This is a genomic window from Pseudomonas sp. LA5 (assembly GCF_028640825.1).
Taxonomy (GTDB): domain Bacteria; phylum Pseudomonadota; class Gammaproteobacteria; order Pseudomonadales; family Pseudomonadaceae; genus Chryseomonas; species Chryseomonas aestiva.
This window is the reverse complement of sequence record NZ_JAQYZY010000023.1, coordinates 22,309-39,051: the sequence shown is the minus strand read 5'-3', so window position 1 is coordinate 39,051 and position 16,743 is coordinate 22,309. Positions and strand designations below refer to the sequence as shown.

30 protein-coding genes are annotated in these 16,743 nt (G+C 59.1%); all 30 read left to right on the top strand.

Going from position 1 to position 16,743, the window contains the following annotated elements:
- Positions 1 to 1,131, top strand: a 1,131-nt coding sequence (gene tuf / locus PVZ72_RS04845) for an elongation factor Tu (RefSeq protein ID WP_273861330.1), incomplete at its 5' end; no start/stop codon positions are given.
- A 171-nt stretch (positions 1,132 to 1,302) separates the two neighbouring features.
- Positions 1,303 to 1,614 carry a 30S ribosomal protein S10 gene (gene rpsJ, locus PVZ72_RS04840; protein WP_003243886.1) on the top strand — a complete coding sequence of 104 codons (312 nt, stop codon included), beginning with the start codon at positions 1,303 to 1,305 and terminating at the stop codon, positions 1,612 to 1,614.
- Between the two features lie 84 nt (positions 1,615 to 1,698).
- Complete coding sequence (gene rplC, locus PVZ72_RS04835; protein ID WP_007161251.1) at positions 1,699 to 2,334, top strand: 50S ribosomal protein L3; 636 nt, start codon at positions 1,699 to 1,701, stop codon at positions 2,332 to 2,334.
- A 13-nt stretch (positions 2,335 to 2,347) separates the two neighbouring features.
- Positions 2,348 to 2,950: a 50S ribosomal protein L4 gene (gene rplD / locus PVZ72_RS04830; protein ID WP_017640279.1), complete on the top strand. Its 603-nt coding sequence runs from the start codon at positions 2,348 to 2,350 to the stop codon at positions 2,948 to 2,950.
- Entirely contained in the window at positions 2,947 to 3,246 is a 300-nt protein-coding gene (gene rplW / locus PVZ72_RS04825) for a 50S ribosomal protein L23 (protein WP_007161249.1), read from the top strand. The genes rplD and rplW overlap by 4 nt, the downstream gene beginning before the upstream one ends.
- Positions 3,247 to 3,258: 12 nt before the next feature.
- The gene (gene rplB / locus PVZ72_RS04820; RefSeq protein ID WP_007161248.1) at positions 3,259 to 4,080 is read left to right on the top strand and encodes a 50S ribosomal protein L2; all 822 of its coding nucleotides are present in this window, start codon (positions 3,259 to 3,261) and stop codon (positions 4,078 to 4,080) included.
- An 18-nt stretch (positions 4,081 to 4,098) separates the two neighbouring features.
- Entirely contained in the window at positions 4,099 to 4,374 is a 276-nt protein-coding gene (rpsS, locus tag PVZ72_RS04815) for a 30S ribosomal protein S19 (protein WP_007161247.1), read from the top strand.
- Positions 4,375 to 4,386: 12 nt separating this feature from the next.
- The gene (gene rplV / locus PVZ72_RS04810; protein WP_007161246.1) at positions 4,387 to 4,719 is read left to right on the top strand and encodes a 50S ribosomal protein L22; all 333 of its coding nucleotides are present in this window, start codon (positions 4,387 to 4,389) and stop codon (positions 4,717 to 4,719) included.
- 13 nt (positions 4,720 to 4,732) lie between these two features.
- Positions 4,733 to 5,422, top strand: a complete 690-nt coding sequence (rpsC, locus tag PVZ72_RS04805) for a 30S ribosomal protein S3 (RefSeq protein ID WP_007161245.1) — start codon at positions 4,733 to 4,735, stop codon at positions 5,420 to 5,422.
- A 12-nt stretch (positions 5,423 to 5,434) separates the two neighbouring features.
- Positions 5,435 to 5,848 carry a 50S ribosomal protein L16 gene (rplP, locus tag PVZ72_RS04800; RefSeq protein WP_017640282.1) on the top strand — a complete coding sequence of 138 codons (414 nt, stop codon included), beginning with the start codon at positions 5,435 to 5,437 and terminating at the stop codon, positions 5,846 to 5,848.
- On the top strand, positions 5,848 to 6,039 hold the full coding sequence (rpmC, locus tag PVZ72_RS04795; protein ID WP_007161243.1) for a 50S ribosomal protein L29: 192 nt from the start codon (positions 5,848 to 5,850) through the stop codon (positions 6,037 to 6,039). Before rplP ends, rpmC begins: the two co-directional genes overlap by 1 nt.
- A gap of 2 nt (positions 6,040 to 6,041) precedes the next feature.
- Positions 6,042 to 6,308 carry a 30S ribosomal protein S17 gene (rpsQ, locus tag PVZ72_RS04790; RefSeq protein ID WP_007161242.1) on the top strand — a complete coding sequence of 89 codons (267 nt, stop codon included), beginning with the start codon at positions 6,042 to 6,044 and terminating at the stop codon, positions 6,306 to 6,308.
- A gap of 12 nt (positions 6,309 to 6,320) precedes the next feature.
- The gene (rplN, locus tag PVZ72_RS04785) at positions 6,321 to 6,689 is read left to right on the top strand and encodes a 50S ribosomal protein L14 (RefSeq protein ID WP_007161241.1); all 369 of its coding nucleotides are present in this window, start codon (positions 6,321 to 6,323) and stop codon (positions 6,687 to 6,689) included.
- 12 nt (positions 6,690 to 6,701) lie between these two features.
- A complete protein-coding gene (gene rplX / locus PVZ72_RS04780; RefSeq protein ID WP_017640283.1) occupies positions 6,702 to 7,016 on the top strand; it encodes a 50S ribosomal protein L24 in 315 nt (104 codons plus the stop codon).
- 19 nt (positions 7,017 to 7,035) lie between these two features.
- On the top strand, positions 7,036 to 7,575 hold the full coding sequence (gene rplE / locus PVZ72_RS04775) for a 50S ribosomal protein L5 (RefSeq protein WP_007161239.1): 540 nt from the start codon (positions 7,036 to 7,038) through the stop codon (positions 7,573 to 7,575).
- A 13-nt stretch (positions 7,576 to 7,588) separates the two neighbouring features.
- On the top strand, positions 7,589 to 7,894 hold the full coding sequence (gene rpsN, locus PVZ72_RS04770) for a 30S ribosomal protein S14 (protein WP_017640284.1): 306 nt from the start codon (positions 7,589 to 7,591) through the stop codon (positions 7,892 to 7,894).
- Positions 7,895 to 8,056: 162 nt separating this feature from the next.
- Entirely contained in the window at positions 8,057 to 8,449 is a 393-nt protein-coding gene (gene rpsH, locus PVZ72_RS04765) for a 30S ribosomal protein S8 (protein ID WP_017640285.1), read from the top strand.
- A gap of 11 nt (positions 8,450 to 8,460) precedes the next feature.
- The gene (gene rplF, locus PVZ72_RS04760; RefSeq protein WP_017640286.1) at positions 8,461 to 8,994 is read left to right on the top strand and encodes a 50S ribosomal protein L6; all 534 of its coding nucleotides are present in this window, start codon (positions 8,461 to 8,463) and stop codon (positions 8,992 to 8,994) included.
- A 10-nt stretch (positions 8,995 to 9,004) separates the two neighbouring features.
- The gene (gene rplR, locus PVZ72_RS04755) at positions 9,005 to 9,355 is read left to right on the top strand and encodes a 50S ribosomal protein L18 (protein WP_007161235.1); all 351 of its coding nucleotides are present in this window, start codon (positions 9,005 to 9,007) and stop codon (positions 9,353 to 9,355) included.
- A gap of 3 nt (positions 9,356 to 9,358) precedes the next feature.
- Positions 9,359 to 9,859 carry a 30S ribosomal protein S5 gene (gene rpsE, locus PVZ72_RS04750; RefSeq protein ID WP_007161234.1) on the top strand — a complete coding sequence of 167 codons (501 nt, stop codon included), beginning with the start codon at positions 9,359 to 9,361 and terminating at the stop codon, positions 9,857 to 9,859.
- A gap of 2 nt (positions 9,860 to 9,861) precedes the next feature.
- The gene (gene rpmD, locus PVZ72_RS04745) at positions 9,862 to 10,044 is read left to right on the top strand and encodes a 50S ribosomal protein L30 (RefSeq protein ID WP_007161233.1); all 183 of its coding nucleotides are present in this window, start codon (positions 9,862 to 9,864) and stop codon (positions 10,042 to 10,044) included.
- A gap of 3 nt (positions 10,045 to 10,047) precedes the next feature.
- Positions 10,048 to 10,482 (top strand): 50S ribosomal protein L15, encoded by a 435-nt coding sequence (gene rplO / locus PVZ72_RS04740; protein WP_133860559.1) that lies wholly within the window; start codon positions 10,048 to 10,050, stop codon positions 10,480 to 10,482.
- On the top strand, positions 10,483 to 11,814 hold the full coding sequence (gene secY / locus PVZ72_RS04735) for a preprotein translocase subunit SecY (protein WP_133860560.1): 1,332 nt from the start codon (positions 10,483 to 10,485) through the stop codon (positions 11,812 to 11,814).
- Positions 11,815 to 11,844: 30 nt separating this feature from the next.
- Positions 11,845 to 11,961: a 50S ribosomal protein L36 gene (gene rpmJ, locus PVZ72_RS04730; RefSeq protein WP_002555468.1), complete on the top strand. Its 117-nt coding sequence runs from the start codon at positions 11,845 to 11,847 to the stop codon at positions 11,959 to 11,961.
- 130 nt (positions 11,962 to 12,091) lie between these two features.
- Positions 12,092 to 12,448 carry a 30S ribosomal protein S13 gene (gene rpsM, locus PVZ72_RS04725; RefSeq protein ID WP_017640288.1) on the top strand — a complete coding sequence of 119 codons (357 nt, stop codon included), beginning with the start codon at positions 12,092 to 12,094 and terminating at the stop codon, positions 12,446 to 12,448.
- A gap of 30 nt (positions 12,449 to 12,478) precedes the next feature.
- On the top strand, positions 12,479 to 12,868 hold the full coding sequence (gene rpsK / locus PVZ72_RS04720) for a 30S ribosomal protein S11 (RefSeq protein ID WP_003281811.1): 390 nt from the start codon (positions 12,479 to 12,481) through the stop codon (positions 12,866 to 12,868).
- A 16-nt stretch (positions 12,869 to 12,884) separates the two neighbouring features.
- On the top strand, positions 12,885 to 13,505 hold the full coding sequence (gene rpsD / locus PVZ72_RS04715) for a 30S ribosomal protein S4 (RefSeq protein WP_017640289.1): 621 nt from the start codon (positions 12,885 to 12,887) through the stop codon (positions 13,503 to 13,505).
- A gap of 22 nt (positions 13,506 to 13,527) precedes the next feature.
- Positions 13,528 to 14,529, top strand: coding sequence for a DNA-directed RNA polymerase subunit alpha (locus PVZ72_RS04710; RefSeq protein WP_017640290.1), 1,002 nt, complete (start codon positions 13,528 to 13,530; stop codon positions 14,527 to 14,529).
- A 44-nt stretch (positions 14,530 to 14,573) separates the two neighbouring features.
- Complete coding sequence (gene rplQ / locus PVZ72_RS04705; protein ID WP_007161227.1) at positions 14,574 to 14,963, top strand: 50S ribosomal protein L17; 390 nt, start codon at positions 14,574 to 14,576, stop codon at positions 14,961 to 14,963.
- Positions 14,964 to 15,154: 191 nt separating this feature from the next.
- Positions 15,155 to 16,612 (top strand): catalase, encoded by a 1,458-nt coding sequence (locus tag PVZ72_RS04700; protein WP_273861329.1) that lies wholly within the window; start codon positions 15,155 to 15,157, stop codon positions 16,610 to 16,612.
- Positions 16,613 to 16,743 lie beyond the last annotated feature (131 nt).

Below are 16,743 nucleotides of genomic sequence, written 5' to 3'. Positions count from 1 at the left end.
GACCATGGCAAGACCACTCTGACCGCTGCGCTGACCAAAGTCTGTGCCGACACCTGGGGCGGTTCCGCTCGTGGTTTCGACCAGATCGACAACGCGCCGGAAGAAAAGGCTCGTGGTATCACCATCAACACCTCCCACGTTGAGTACGACTCGGCGATCCGTCACTACGCGCACGTCGACTGCCCCGGCCACGCCGACTACGTGAAGAACATGATCACCGGTGCTGCCCAGATGGACGGCGCGATCCTGGTTTGCTCGGCTGCTGACGGCCCCATGCCGCAGACCCGCGAGCACATCCTGCTGTCCCGTCAGGTAGGCGTTCCCTACATCGTCGTGTTCCTGAACAAGGCCGACATGGTTGACGACGCCGAGCTGCTGGAACTGGTCGAGATGGAAGTTCGCGATCTGCTGAACACCTACGACTTCCCGGGCGACGACACCCCGATCGTGATCGGCTCCGCGCTGATGGCGCTGAACGGCAACGACGACAACGAAATGGGTACCTCTGCCGTGCGCAAGCTGGTCGAGACCCTGGACTCGTACATCCCCGAGCCCGAGCGTGCCATCGACAAGCCGTTCCTGATGCCGATCGAGGACGTGTTCTCGATCTCCGGTCGCGGCACCGTGGTCACCGGTCGTGTCGAGCGTGGCATCGTCCGCATCCAGGAAGAAGTCGAGATCGTGGGCATCAAGGCCACCGTCAAGACCACCTGCACCGGCGTTGAAATGTTCCGCAAGCTGCTGGACGAAGGCCGTGCTGGCGAGAACGTCGGCGTGCTGCTGCGTGGCACCAAGCGTGAAGACGTGGAGCGTGGCCAGGTTCTGGCCAAGCCGAACACCATCAAGCCGCACACCAAGTTCGAGTGCGAAGTGTACGTGCTGTCCAAGGAAGAAGGCGGTCGTCACACCCCGTTCTTCAAGGGCTACCGTCCGCAGTTCTACTTCCGCACCACCGACGTGACCGGTAACTGCGAGCTGCCGGAAGGCGTCGAGATGGTGATGCCGGGCGACAACATCAAGATGGTTGTCACCCTGATCGCTCCGATCGCGATGGAAGACGGTCTGCGTTTCGCCATCCGTGAAGGCGGTCGTACCGTCGGCGCCGGCGTGGTTGCCAAGATCATCGAGTAATCGATTGATCTGAAACGAAAAAAGGCCCCTCGGGGCCTTTTTTCTTGCCTCGTGAAATTGACAGATGGCAAAAGAGGCGTTCTTGACAGCCGCTGGCGACATCCTTAGAATTGCGCCTCCTTTAATCGGGCACCTTTTTGTCCGAGAGGAAAGCTTGGAGTCTGAGGTCAAATGCAAAATCAACAAATCCGTATTCGGTTGAAGGCTTTTGATCATCGCCTGATCGATCAATCCACCCAGGAAATCGTAGAAACTGCGAAACGTACTGGTGCTCAGGTGCGTGGTCCGATTCCTCTGCCTACCCGCAAGGAACGTTACACAGTGCTGATTTCTCCGCACGTCAACAAGGACGCTCGTGACCAGTACGAAATTCGTACCCACAAGCGTGTGCTCGACATCGTTCAGCCCACCGACAAGACCGTCGATGCGCTGATGAAGCTCGATCTCGCCGCTGGCGTTGAAGTGCAAATCAGCCTCGGCTGAGACCGTCAAGGTTTCAGTCGTGTAACGCTCTGAAATGGGCGGCCATAGCGGGTGAAAGCCCCGTACACTCAAGAGGTTCTCAACATGACGATTGGTTTAGTCGGTCGTAAATGCGGTATGACCCGCGTTTTCACCGAAGAAGGCGTTTCCGTTCCGGTCACGGTCATTGAGATCGAGCCGAATCGCGTAACCCAATTCAAGAGCGAAGAAACCGATGGCTATCGCGCCATTCAGGTAACCGTGGGCGAGCGTCGTGCTTCCCGCGTGACCAAGGCGCAAGCCGGTCACTTCGCCAAGGCCAGCGTTGCTGCTGGTCGTAGCGTCCTCGAATTCCGCCTGGAAGACGGTGAGTACAAGGCAGGTGACGAAGTTACCGTAGCCCTGTTCGAAGCCGGTCAGATGGTTGATGTCACTGGTCAGTCCAAAGGTAAGGGCTACGCCGGTACCATCAAGCGCTGGAACTTCCGTGGTCAGGACAACACCCACGGTAACTCCGTTTCCCACCGTGCACCTGGTTCCATCGGCCAGTGCCAGACTCCTGGTCGAGTGTTCAAGGGCAAGAAAATGTCCGGTCACCTGGGTGCGGAGCGTGTAACCGTTCAGTCGCTGGAAGTCGTGCGTGTAGACGCCGAGCGCAACCTGCTGCTGGTCAAGGGTGCCGTCCCCGGCGCGCCGGGTGGTGACGTGATCGTGCGTCCCGCTGTCAAGGCCCGTGGTTGAGAGGAGAGAGAACATGCAACTCAATGTGAATGGCTCTCAAGCTATCGAAGTCTCTGAGCACACCTTCGGCGGTGAATTCAACGAGACCCTGGTTCACCAGGCAGTCGTCGCCTACATGGCTGGCGGTCGTCAGGGCACCCGTGCCCAGAAGACCCGTTCCGAAGTCCGTGGCGGCGGCAAGAAGCCCTGGCGTCAGAAGGGCAGCGGTCGTGCCCGTGCCGGTACCATCCGCAGCCCCATCTGGCGCTCCGGTGGCGTGGCTTTCGCAGCCAAGCCCCAGGATCACAGCCAGAAGCTGAACAAGAAGATGTACCGCGCTGCACTGCGCTCCATCCTCGCCGAGCTGGTCCGTCTGGATCGTCTGGTCGTGGTTGACGACTTCGCCGTCGATGCGCCCAAGACCAAGACCCTGGTCAGCAAGCTGGACGGCCTGGGCCTGAGCGACGTGCTGATCGTGACCGACGCTGTCGACCAGAATCTGTATCTGGCCGCCCGCAACCTGCCTTTCGTCGACGTGCGTGATGTCCAGGGTTCCGACCCGGTCAGCCTGATCGCCTACGACAAGGTGCTGGTCACTGTGTCCGCCGTGAAGAAATTCGAGGAGCTGCTGGCATGAACCAGGAACGCGTATTCAAAGTGCTGCTTGGCCCGCACATCTCCGAGAAGGCCACCATGCTGGCGGACAGCCAGAAGCAGTTCGTATTCAAGGTTGCCACCGATGCAACCAAGCTGGAAATCAAGAAGGCCGTCGAGCAGCTGTTCGAGGTCAAGGTCCGCAGCGTCAGCACCCTGAACGTCCAGGGCAAGACCAAGCGTACCGCTCGTGGTCTGGGCAAGCGTAACGACTGGAAAAAAGCGTACATCGCGCTCCAGCCGGGCCAGGATCTCGACTTTTCCAGCAGCGCCGAGTAATCAGGGGGCATCATGGCAATCGTAAAATGCAAGCCGACCTCCGCTGGCCGCCGCTTTGTGGTCAAGGTGGTCAACTCCGATCTGCACAAAGGCGCGCCTTACGCTCCTTTGCTGGAGAAGAAGAGCAAGTCCGGCGGCCGTAACAACAATGGTCGTATCACCACTCGCCACATCGGCGGTGGTCACAAGCAGCACTACCGTCTGGTCGATTTCCGTCGCAACAAGGATGGCATCCCTGCCGTCGTTGAGCGTATCGAATACGATCCGAACCGTACTGCACACATCGCTCTGCTGAAGTACGCCGATGGCGAGCGTCGCTACATCATCGCCCCCAAGGGCGTTGCTGCCGGTGACCAGCTGCTGTCCGGCGCTGGCGCGCCCATCAAGGCTGGCAACAACCTGCCGCTGCGTAACGTGCCGGTCGGTAGCACCATCCACGGTATCGAGCTGAAGCCTGGCAAAGGCGCTCAGATCGCTCGCTCCGCGGGTACCTCCGCTCAGCTGGTCGCCCGCGAAGGCGCCTACGTCACCGTGCGTCTGCGCAGCGGTGAAATGCGCAAGGTGCTGTCCGAGTGCCGTGCCACCCTGGGCGAAGTGTCCAACGGTGAGCACAGCCTGCGTTCGCTGGGTAAGGCCGGTGCCACCCGCTGGCGTGGCGTGCGTCCGACCGTTCGTGGTGTTGCCATGAACCCGGTCGATCACCCGCACGGTGGTGGTGAAGGTCGTACTTCCGGTGGCCGTCATCCGGTTTCGCCGTGGGGCGTCAAGACCAAGGGTCTCAAGACGCGCTCCAACAAGCGTACCGACAAGATGATTGTCCGTCGCGGCAAGTAATCAGTAGAGGATTCGACTGTGCCCCGTTCTCTGAAGAAAGGTCCTTTTATCGATCTTCACCTGTTGAAGAAGATCGAAGTTGCGGTGGAAAAGAACGAACGCAAACCGATCAAAACCTGGTCGCGTCGTTCGATGATCCTGCCGCAGATGGTCGGTCTGACCATCGCTGTGCACAACGGTCGTCAACATGTCCCCGTTCTGGTGAACGAAGACATGGTCGGCCACAAACTCGGCGAGTTCGCTGCTACCCGCACCTATCGCGGTCATGCGGCTGACAAGAAAGCCAAGCGTTAAGGGGTAAGGAAGATGGAAGTAGCCGCTAAGCTGTCGGGCGCTCGTATCTCCGCCCAGAAAGCCCGCTTGGTCGCCGACCAGATCCGCGGGAAGAAGGTGGGCGAAGCGCTCAACCTGTTGACTTTCAGCAGCAAGAAAGCCGCTGAAATCATGAAGAAGGTGCTGGAGTCGGCTGTTGCCAACGCCGAGCACAATGAAGGCGCCGATGTGGACGACCTGAAGGTTTCCACTGTCTTCGTAAACGAAGGTCGTTCGCTCAAGCGCATCATGCCGCGTGCCAAAGGTCGTGCTGATCGCATCGTGAAGCGGTCTTGCCATATCACGGTCAAGGTTGCGGACAAGTAACGGAGTCGATCAGATGGGTCAGAAAGTACATCCCAATGGCATTCGCCTGGGTATCGTCAAGGAGCACACTTCGGTCTGGTACGCGGATAAGCGCACTTATGCGGACTATCTGCTGGCCGACCTGAAGGTTCGTGAGTACCTCCAGGACAAACTAAAAAGCGCGTCCGTAAGCCGTATCGATATTCATCGCCCGGCTCAAACCGCACGCATCACCATCCACACCGCCCGTCCCGGTATCGTGATCGGCAAGAAAGGTGAGGATGTCGAGAAGCTGCGTCAGGACCTGACCGCAAGAATGGGTGTGCCCGTGCACATCAACATCGAAGAGATCCGCAAGCCGGAGCTCGACGGTGCCCTGGTTGCGCAGAGCGTTGCGCAGCAGCTTGAGCGTCGTGTGATGTTCCGTCGTGCCATGAAGCGCGCCGTGCAGAACGCGATCCGCATTGGTGCCAAAGGCATCAAGATTCAGGTGAGCGGTCGTCTGGGCGGTGCTGAAATCGCCCGTACCGAGTGGTATCGCGAAGGTCGTGTGCCCCTGCACACCCTGCGTGCCGATATCGACTACGCCACTGCGGAAGCTCACACCACTTACGGTGTGATCGGTGTGAAGGTCTGGATCTTCAAGGGTGAGGTCATTGGTGGCCGCCAGGAAGAGCTCAAGCCCGTCGCCCCGGCTCCGCGCAAAAAAGCTGCTGCTAAGTAAGGAGTACGCAACATGCTGCAACCCAAGCGTACAAAATTCCGCAAGCAGATGACCGGCCACAACCGTGGTCTGGCTCATCGCGGTAGCAAGGTCAGCTTCGGCGAGTACGCGCTGAAGGCTGTCGGCCGTGGCCGTCTGACCGCTCGCCAGATCGAATCCGCACGTCGTGCGCTGACCCGTCACGTAAAGCGTGGCGGCAAGATCTGGATCCGCGTCTTCCCTGACAAGCCTGTCACCAAGAAGCCTCTCGAAGTGCGGATGGGTAAAGGTAAGGGTAGTGTCGAGTACTGGGTAGCCCAGATCCAGCCGGGCAAGGTCCTGTACGAGATCGAGGGTGTTTCCGAGGATCTGGCTCGTCAGGCATTTGCCCTGGCCGCTGCCAAGCTTCCGCTCGAAACCTCCTTTGTTAAGCGGACGGTGATGTGATGAAAGCGAAAGATTTGCGTGAGAAATCCGTAGAGGAGCTGAACGAGCAGCTTCTCAACCTGCTGCGTGACCAGTTCAATCTGCGTATGCAGAAGGCAACTGGCCAGTTGGGTCAGTCTCACATGCTCTCGCAAGTGAAGCGCGACATCGCTCGCGTCAAGACTGTGCTGAACCAGCAGGCAGGTAAGTGATCATGGCTGAAGCTGAAAAAACTGTCCGTACGCTGACCGGCCGAGTGGTCAGCGACAAGATGGACAAAACCGTCACCGTACTGATCGAGCGTCGCGTCAAGCACCCGATCTACGGCAAATACGTGAAGCGTTCCACCAAGCTGCACGCTCACGACGAAACCAATCAGTGCCGCATTGGTGACCTGGTCACCATTCGCGAAACCCGCCCGCTGGCCAAGACCAAGGCGTGGACCCTGGTTGACGTCGTCGAGCGCGCCGTTCAGGTATAAGGGTAGAGAGCCATGATCCAGACTCAATCCATGCTTGACGTCGCCGACAACAGCGGCGCTCGTCGCGTGATGTGCATCAAGGTGCTCGGCGGTTCCCACCGCCGTTACGCCGGCATTGGCGACATCATCAAAGTCACCGTCAAGGAAGCAATTCCGCGCGGCAAGGTGAAGAAAGGTCAGGTGATGACTGCAGTCGTCGTGCGTACCAAGCACGGCGTCCGCCGCACCGACGGTTCCATCATCCGCTTCGACGGCAACGCCGCGGTTCTGCTGAACAACAAGCAAGAGCCGATTGGCACCCGTATCTTTGGGCCGGTGACCCGTGAACTTCGCTCCGAGAAGTTCATGAAGATCGTCTCCCTTGCCCCCGAAGTGCTGTAAGGAGTAGCCGACATGCAAAAGATTCGTCGTGACGACGAGGTAATCGTCATTGCCGGCAAGGACAAGGGCAAGCGTGGCAAGGTGCTGAAGGTGCTCGCCGATGACCGTCTGGTCGTTGGTGGGGTCAACCTGATCAAGCGCCACACCAAGCCCAACCCCATGCTGGGTGTTCAGGGTGGCATCGTAGAGAAAGAAGCTCCTCTGCATGTCTCCAACGTTGCCATTTTCAACTCCGAGACCAACAAGGCTGACCGCGTTGGTTTCAAAGTCGAAGACGGCAAGAAGATTCGTATCTTCAAGTCGACCCAAAAAGCGGTCCAGGCCTGAAGCTGCTAGGTAGATCACCATGGCTCGATTGAAAGAGATTTATCGGAAGGAAATCGCGCCCAAGCTGAAAGAGCAGCTTCAGCTGGGTAACGTGATGGAAGTTCCGCGCATCACCAAGATCACCTTGAACATGGGTCTGGGCGAAGCGGTCGGTGATAAGAAAATCATCGACAACGCTGTAGCTGACCTGGAAAAGATCGCTGGTCAAAAGCCGGTCGTGACTTATGCCCGCAATTCCATTGCTGGCTTCAAGATTCGCGAAGGCTGGCCGATCGGCGTCAAGGTGACCCTGCGTAGCGATCGCATGTATGAATTCCTGGATCGTCTGCTGTCCATCTCCCTGCCGCGCGTGCGTGACTTCCGCGGCCTGAATGCCAAGTCCTTCGATGGTCGTGGCAACTACAGCATGGGCGTGAAAGAGCAGATCATCTTCCCGGAAATCGATTACGACAAGATCGATGCGCTGCGTGGTATGGACATCACCCTGACCACCACCGCTCGTACCGACGAGGAAGGCCGTGCGCTGCTGCGCGCGTTCAACTTCCCGTTCCGTAACTGATTGAGGTCTTCAGATGGCTAAGCAAAGCATGATTAACCGCGAGCTGAAGCGTCAGCAGACGGTTGCCAAGTACGCCAAGAAGCGCGCCGAGCTGAAGGCGACCATCGGTAATGTCAACGCCTCCCCCGAGGACCGTTGGAATGCCCAGGTCGCCCTGCAGAAGCAGCCCCGTGACGCCAGCGCCAGCCGCATGCGTAACCGCTGCCGCCTGACCGGTCGTCCGCATGGCGTGTACCGCAAGTTCGGTCTGTCCCGCATCAAGCTGCGTGAAGCAGCCATGCGCGGTGACGTGCCCGGCCTGGTGAAGGCCAGCTGGTAACAGCTAGCGCCTTTCATCGCGGTAATTGAATCAAGCCCCTTTTGGGGCTTGATTCGTTTCAGGCTGGTCTCTAGAATGCTCGGCTCGCCCGAATCGGCCTATTGCCGAGGGGTGATTTTGAGAGCCGGTAGGCTCAATTTCTGTATTAGGAGCTAATAGCCCATGAGTATGCAGGACCCGTTAGCAGACATGCTAACTCGTATCCGTAATGCCCAGATGGCTGAAAAGGCCGTTGTGAGCATGCCTTCTTCCAAGCTGAAGGCTGCCGTTGCCAAAGTCCTCAAGGACGAAGGTTACATCGCGGATTTTCAGGTCAGCGCGGAATCCAAGCCGTCGCTGTCCATCGAGCTGAAGTACTTCGAAGGCAAGCCTGTCATCGAAGAGCTGAAGCGTAGCAGCCGTCCCGGTCTGCGCCAGTACAAAGCCGTTGACCAGCTGCCGAAAGTGCGTGGCGGTCTGGGCGTGTCGATCGTTTCCACCAACAAAGGTGTGATGACTGATCGCGCAGCCCGTGCTGCTGGTGTTGGCGGCGAAGTGCTCTGCACAGTCTTCTAAGGGGAATCAGCATGTCTCGCGTTGCTAAAAACCCTGTAAGACTGCCTGCAGGCGTCGAAGTTAATCTGGCCGGTCAGGCTCTTTCGATCAAGGGTGCCAAGGGCGCTCTGGAACTGAAGGTCCATCCGTCCGTTGAAGTCACTCAAGAGTCCGGTGAGCTGCGTTTCGCCGCTCGTAATGGCGATCAGCAGACCCGTGCGATGGCCGGCACTACCCGTGCCCTGGTCAACAACATGGTGGTCGGCGTTAGCCAGGGCTTCGAGCGCAAGCTGCAACTGGTCGGTGTGGGCTACAAGGCCCAGGCCAAAGGTCAGGTGCTGAACCTCGCTCTGGGCTTCTCTCACCCCGTGGACTACGACCTGCCGCAAGGCATCACCGCAGAAACCCCCAACCAGACCGAAATCCTGATCAAGGGTATCGACAAGCAGCTGGTCGGCCAGGTTGCGGCTGAGATTCGTGGTTTCCGTCCGCCGGAGCCCTACAAGGGCAAGGGTGTACGGTATGCCGACGAAGTCGTCCACCGTAAAGAAGCCAAGAAAAAGTAGGGCATAGCAAATGACCGTCAAGAAAGAAACCCGACTGCGTCGCGCTCGCAAGGCTCGCCTGAAGATGCGCGAGCTGGAAGTGGTCCGTCTGTGCGTGTACCGCTCTTCCCAGCACATCTATGCCCAGGTCATCGCGGCCGATGGCAGCAAGGTCCTGGCCAGCGCTTCTACGCTGGACAAAGAACTGCGCGAAAGCGCTACCAGCAACGTCGAGGCGGCCAAGAAAGTTGGTCTGCTGGTCGCCGAGCGTGCCAAGGCCGCTGGCGTTACCCAGGTGGCCTTTGATCGTTCTGGCTTCAAGTACCATGGTCGCGTCAAAGCGCTGGCCGACGCTGCTCGTGAAGGCGGGCTGGAGTTCTAAGTCATGGCAAATAACGATCAAAAGCGCGACGAAGGCTATATCGAGAAGCTGGTTCAAGTTAACCGCGTAGCCAAAACCGTGAAAGGCGGCCGTATCTTCGCCTTCACCGCTCTGACCGTGGTTGGCGATGGCAAAGGCCGCGTTGGCTTCGGCCGTGGCAAGGCCCGTGAAGTGCCTGCCGCCATCCAGAAGGCTATGGAAGCTGCTCGCCGCAACATGATCCAGGTGGATCTGAACGGCACCACCCTGCAGTACCCGGTCAAGGCCGCCCATGGCGCCTCCAAGGTGTACATGCAGCCCGCTTCGGACGGTACCGGCATCATCGCTGGTGGTGCCATGCGCGCCGTCCTGGAAGTCGCTGGTGTGCAGAACGTCCTGGCCAAGTGCTACGGCTCCACCAACCCGGTAAACGTTGTGTACGCGACCTTTGAAGGTCTCAAGCACATGCAGGCGCCGGAAGCTGTTGCCGCCAAGCGTGGCAAGAGCGTCGAGGAGATTCTCTGATCATGGCTAACGCAACCGTCAAGGTCACGCTGATCAAGAGCGTCCACGGCCGTCTGGCCAATCACAAGGCTTGCGTCAAGGGTCTCGGCCTGCGTCGCATCGGTCACACCGTCGAAGTTCAGGACACCCCTGAAAATCGCGGCATGATCAACAAGGCCTACTACCTTCTGCGTGTGGAGGGTTAAGTCATGAAACTGAATGATCTGCGTTCCGCTCCCGGCGCTCGCCGCGAGAAGCTGCGTCCCGGTCGTGGTATTGGTAGCGGCCTGGGCAAGACCGGTGGCCGCGGCCACAAGGGTCTGACCTCCCGTTCCGGTGGCAAGGTTGCCCCCGGTTTCGAGGGTGGCCAGCAGCCGCTGCACCGTCGTCTGCCGAAATTCGGCTTCGTCTCGCTGAAAGCCCTGGACCGTGCCGAGGTTCGTACCTCCGAGCTGGCCAAGGTTGATGTCGATGTGGTCGATCTGCAGGCGCTGAAAGACGCCAACGTGATCAGCCGCGACATCAAGCGTGTCAAGGTTGTGCTGTCCGGCGACGTCACTCGTGCCGTCACCCTGAAGGGCATTCGTGCCACCAAGGGCGCACGTGCAGCCATCGAAGCAGCTGGCGGCAAGATCGAGGAATAAATGGCTAAGCAAGGTGCTCTCTCTGCGCTCAGCAAGACCGGTGGTATGTCCGAGCTGTGGACCCGCCTCCGATTCCTGTTCCTGGCGATCATCGTCTACAGGATCGGTGCGCACATCCCTGTTCCGGGTATCAATCCCGATCAGCTGGCCGCACTGTTCAGGCAGAACGAGGGGACCATTCTTAGCCTCTTCAACATGTTCTCTGGCGGTGCGCTGGAGCGGATGAGCATCTTTGCACTGGGGATCATGCCGTACATCTCGGCCTCGATCATCATGCAGCTGCTTACCGCCATCAGCCCACAGCTGGAGCAATTGAAGAAAGAGGGTGAGTCTGGTCGTCGCAAGATCAGCCAGTACACCCGTTACGGCACGCTGGTTCTGGCGCTCGTTCAGGCCACCGGGATGTCGGTTGGACTCGCCAGTCAGGGCGTCGCGTTCAGCGTGGGCTTCAGCTTCTATTTCGTCGCTGTCACCACGTTTGTCGCCGGCGCGCTGTTCATGATGTGGCTGGGTGAGCAGATCACCGAGCGCGGTATCGGCAATGGCATCTCGATGCTGATCTTCGCCGGTATCGTCGCGGGCTTGCCCCGCGCCATCGGTCAGTCCTTCGAGTCGGCACGGCAGGGCGATATCAACATCTTCGCGCTGATCATGGTGGGTGTGGTGGCGGTTGCCATCATCGCCTTCGTGGTGTTCATCGAGCGTGGGCAGCGTCGTATTGCCGTGCACTACGCCAAGCGTCAGCAGGGCCGCAAGGTCTTCGCGGCGCAGAACAGCCATCTGCCGCTCAAGGTGAACATGGCTGGGGTCATCCCGGCGATCTTCGCCAGCAGCATCCTGCTGTTCCCGGCATCGCTCGGTTCGTGGTTTGGTCAGTCCGAAGGTCTCGGCTGGTTGCAGGACGTGGCTCAGGCCATCGCTCCCGGTCAGCCGCTGAACATCTTGCTGTTTAGTGCAGGGATCATCTTCTTCTGCTTCTTCTATACAGCGCTGATGTTCAACCCCAAGGACGTGGCCGAGAACCTGAAGAAATCCGGAGCGTTCATTCCGGGTATTCGTCCTGGTGAGCAGTCCGCGCGCTATATCGATGGCGTGCTGACCCGACTGACCATGTTCGGTGCCCTGTACATGACGGCGGTGTGCTTGTTGCCCCAGTTCCTGGTGGTCGCGGCGAACGTGCCGTTCTATCTCGGTGGGACGTCGTTGCTGATCGTGGTGGTAGTGGTCATGGACTTCATGTCTCAGGTCCAATCCCATCTCGTATCTCATCAATACGAGTCCCTGATGAAGAAAGCCAACCTGAAGGGCTACGGCGGCGGCATGATGCGCTGATCCGTTACCCGTAAGGTTAGAGGAGTTGTCATGAAAGTTCGTGCATCGGTCAAGAAGCTGTGCCGTAACTGCAAGATCATTCGCCGCGAAGGCGTCGTGCGCGTGATCTGCAGCGCTGAACCGCGTCACAAGCAGCGCCAAGGCTGAGTGTGAATCACGCGTCTAACCCGGCAGCTAGTGTGCTGCCGGGTTGATCATTTGTTCCTACAGCGTTAATATCGCGCGCCCTTTTCTTGGCTTCCGGGGCGTCGGTAGCTGTCAATTGGAGTTTTTCTGAATGGCCCGTATTGCAGGCGTCAACATTCCAGATAACAAACACACTGTTATCTCGCTGACCTACATCTATGGTGTCGGTCGCACCACCTCTCAGAAGATCTGCGCGGCCACCGGCATCCAGCCGACCGCCAAGATCAAAGAACTGAGCGACGAGCAGGTCGATCAGCTGCGTAACGAGGTCGCCAAAATCCTCACCGAGGGTGACCTGCGCCGCGAAATCAACATGAACATCAAGCGCCTGATGGATCTGGGTTGCTACCGCGGTCTGCGTCACCGCCGTGGTCTGCCGGTCCGTGGTCAGCGCACCAAGACCAATGCCCGTACCCGTAAGGGCCCGCGCAAGCCGATCCGCAAGTAATCGCATCCGCGAATCGACAGGAATCTAGTCATGGCAAAACCTGCTGCTCGTCCTCGTAAGAAAGTCAAAAAGACAGTGGTTGATGGCATCGCCCACATCCATGCGTCTTTCAACAACACCATCGTGACCATCACCGATCGTCAGGGCAATGCATTGTCCTGGGCGACCTCCGGTGGCTCCGGCTTCCGTGGCTCCCGTAAGAGCACCCCGTTCGCTGCCCAGATTGCAGCCGAACGTGCCGGCCAAGCCGCTCTGGAATATGGTCTGAAGAATCTGGACGTGAACGTCAAAGGTCCCGGCCCCGGCCGCGAGTCCGCTGTTCGCGCCCTGAATGCCTGTGGTTACAAGATCGCCAGCATCACCGACGTGACGCCTATCCCGCATAACGGGTGCCGTCCGCCGAAGAAGCGTCGCGTGTAATAGGAGACAGTGAGAAATGGCTCGTTACATTGGTCCCAAGTGCAAACTGTCCCGCCGCGAAGGCACTGACCTCTTCCTGAAGAGCGGCGCTCGTGCCCTCGACTCGAAGTGCAAGCTGGAAACCGTTCCTGGCCAGCATGGTCAGCGTCGCGGTCGTCTGTCCGACTACGGTCTGCAGCTGCGTGAAAAGCAGAAAGTCCGCCGTATCTATGGCGTCCTCGAGCGTCAGTTCGCCGGTTACTACCAGGAAGCTGCCCGTCGCAAGGGTGCTACCGGTGAAAACCTGCTGCAACTGCTCGAATGCCGTCTGGACAACGTGGTGTATCGCATGGGCTTCGGTGCCACTCGCGCTGAATCGCGCCAGCTGGTCTCCCACAAGTCGATCACCGTCAACGGTCAGACCGTCAACATTCCCTCCTATCAGGTCAAGGTCGGCGACGTCGTCGCGGTCCGTGAAAAGGCCAAAAACCAGCTGCGTATCGCTCAAGCTCTCGAGCTGTGCGGCCAGCGTGGCCGGGTTGAGTGGGTCGAAGTGAGCACCGAGAAAAAGGAAGGCACCTTCAAGAGCGTGCCGGCCCGTGGTGATCTCTCCGCCGACATCAACGAAAACCTGATTGTCGAGCTCTACTCCAAGTAAGGGCTAGAAAGTAGGTGCATCCATGCAGAGTTCGGTAAATGAGTTCCTGACCCCCCGCCATATCGATGTGCAGGCGGTTAGTCAGACCCGTGCCAAGATCACCCTCGAGCCTCTCGAGCGTGGTTTCGGCCATACCTTGGGCAACGCGCTGCGGCGTATCCTGTTGTCCTCCATGCCTGGCTGCGCGGTAGTCGAAGCAGAGATCGACGGTGTCCTGCACGAGTACAGCGCCATCGAAGGCGTGCAGGAAGACGTGATCGAGATCCTGCTCAATCTCAAGGGTCTGGCCATCAAGTTGCACGGCCGTGACGAAGTCACCCTGAGCCTGAGCAAGAAAGGTCAGGGGCCGGTTCTGGCCTCTGACATTCAGGTCGATCACGACGTCGAGATCGTCAACGGCGATCACGTCATCGCCCACCTGGCGGACAACGGTTCGCTGAACATGAAGCTGAAAATCGCTCGCGGTCGTGGCTATGAGCCCGCCGACGCGCGTCAGAGCGAAGAAGACGAAACCCGCGCAATCGGTCGTCTCCAGCTCGATGCTACGTTCAGCCCGGTTCGTCGCGTGGCCTATGTGGTGGAAAACGCCCGGGTCGAACAGCGTACCAACCTGGACAAGCTCGTGCTTGACCTGGAAACCAACGGTACCCTGGATCCGGAAGAAGCCATCCGTCGTGCCGCCACTATCCTGCAGCAGCAGCTGGCAGCGTTCGTCGACCTCAAGGGCGATAGCGAGCCGGTCGTGGTCGAGCAGGAAGACGAGATCGATCCGATCCTGCTGCGTCCGGTGGACGATCTGGAACTGACCGTCCGTTCGGCCAACTGCCTCAAGGCGGAGAACATCTACTACATCGGTGACCTGATTCAGCGTACCGAAGTGGAGCTGCTCAAGACCCCGAACCTGGGCAAGAAGTCCCTGACCGAAATCAAGGACGTTCTGGCCTCGCGTGGTCTGTCGCTCGGTATGCGCCTGGACAACTGGCCCCCTGCAAGCCTTAAGAAGGACGACAAGGCTACTGCCTGATCGTCATTGTTCACCGAACGATAGTTTGGGAAGGAATTTCAATCATGCGTCATCGTAAAAGTGGTCGTCATCTGAGCCGCACGAGCGCACATCGCAAGGCCATGTTCCAGAACATGGCTGTGTCGCTGTTCGAGCACGAGCTGATCAAAACTACCCTGCCGAAAGCCAAGGAACTGCGCCGCGTTGCCGAGCCGCTGATCACCCTGGCCAAGGAAGACAGCGTCGCCAACCGTCGTCTGGCTTTCGACCGCACCCGTTCGAAAGCTGCCGTTGGCAAGCTGTTCAACGACCTGGGCAAGCGCTACGCCAACCGTCCGGGTGGCTACCTGCGTATCCTGAAGTGCGGCTTCCGCGCTGGCGACAATGCGCCCATGGCGTACGTCGAGCTGATCGACCGTCCGGTCGGCGGTACTGTGGAACAAGCTGCTGAATAAGTAGCGCTGTTCTGGAAAAAGCCGGGCTCCTGCCCGGCTTTTTCATGCCTGGCGTTTGGCGAAGCCGCAGGCAGGGCCCTTCTACTTGGATTTTCTATCAGGATGCTAGGATCAATAAATTAGTCCTAAAGTATTGCTTTGGCGATACTTCTCCCACGCGATCAGCAAGCGCTATTCAAGGGAGACAACCTGTGACCGATACCAAGATCCTCACCACCGCCAGCGGTATTCCGGTGGCCGACAACCAGAATTCCCGTACCGCCGGCCCGCGCGGTCCGCTGATGCTCGACGACTTCCATCTGATCGAGAAGCTGGCCCACTTCAATCGTGAGGTCATTCCCGAGCGACGCGTGCACGCCAAGGGTTCTGCCGCCTATGGCACCTTTACCGTCACCCAGGACATCACCCATCTCTCCAGCGCCAAGCTGTTCGCCAGCGTCGGCAAGCAGACCGAGACCATCCTGCGCTTTTCCACCGTGGGTGGTGAGCGCGGCTCTGCGGATACCGAGCGCGATCCGCGTGGCTTCGCCCTCAAGTTCTATACCGAAGAAGGCAACTGGGACATCGTCGGCAACAACACCCCGGTGTTCTTCATCCGCGATCCGCTCAAGTTTCCCGACTTCATCCACACCCAGAAGCGCGATCCCTGGAGCAATCTGAAGAGTCCGCAGATGATGTGGGACTTCTGGTCGCTGTCGCCGGAATCGCTGCATCAGGTGACCATCCTGTTTTCCGATCGCGGCATCCCGGATGGCTATCGCTTCATGCATGGATTCGGCAGCCATACCTTCAGCCTGATCAATGCCCAGGGCGAACGGCACTTCGTGAAGTTTCACTTCAAGAGCCAGCAGGGGATCAGGAACCTGGCGCCGACCGAGGCCGCACGTCTGGCCGGGAGCGATCCGGACTACAGCCAGCGCGACCTGTTCCAGGCCATCGAGCGCGGCGAATTCCCCCGCTGGAAGCTGTGCATCCAGGTGATGAGCGAGCAGGAAGCGGCCGGTCGCGCCGAAAATCCTTTCGACGTCACCAAGGTCTGGTCGCAGCAGGACTATCCGTTGCAGGAGGTAGGCCTGCTGGAGCTCAATCGCAATCCGCAGAACTACTTCGCCGAGGTGGAGCAGGCGTCCTTCGCGCCAAGCAACGTGGTACCGGGCATCGGCCTGTCGCCGGATCGCATGCTGCAAGGACGGGTGTTCGCCTATGCCGATGCCCAGCGCTATCGGGTGGGAACCAACTACCAGCAGTTGCCGGTCAATGCGCCGCGCTGCCCCTATGCCAACAACCAGCGTGACGGGGCCATGAGATTCGATGGCAATGGCGGTTCCCAGCCGAACTACGAGCCCAACAGCTATAGCCATACGCCCAGGCAGGCGCCGCAATATCGTGAGCCGGCGCTGAATTTCGCCGGTCCGGCCGATCGCTACGACCACCGGGTGGACGAGGATTACTACAGTCAGGCCGGTGCGCTGTTCCGCCTGATGAACGCGGACCAGCAGGCGTTGCTGATCGACAATATCGTCGGTGCCATGGCTTCGGTGACCCGGGATGTCCAGCTGCGGCAGATCGGTCATTTTCTCAAGGCCGATCCTGCCTATGGCATGGGTATCGCCAAGGAGCTGGGGATGGATCCCAGCGAAGTGGCCTGACCCAAGGGGTAGAAGGAGCCCGGCGGATGCCGGGCTTTTTTTGCCGCTAAAAAAGTGCGGGAAAGGCTGCCTCGGACGCCACTTGCGACGTCGCAGTGCTAAGGTTCGCATCAAGCGCGAAAACACGAGGC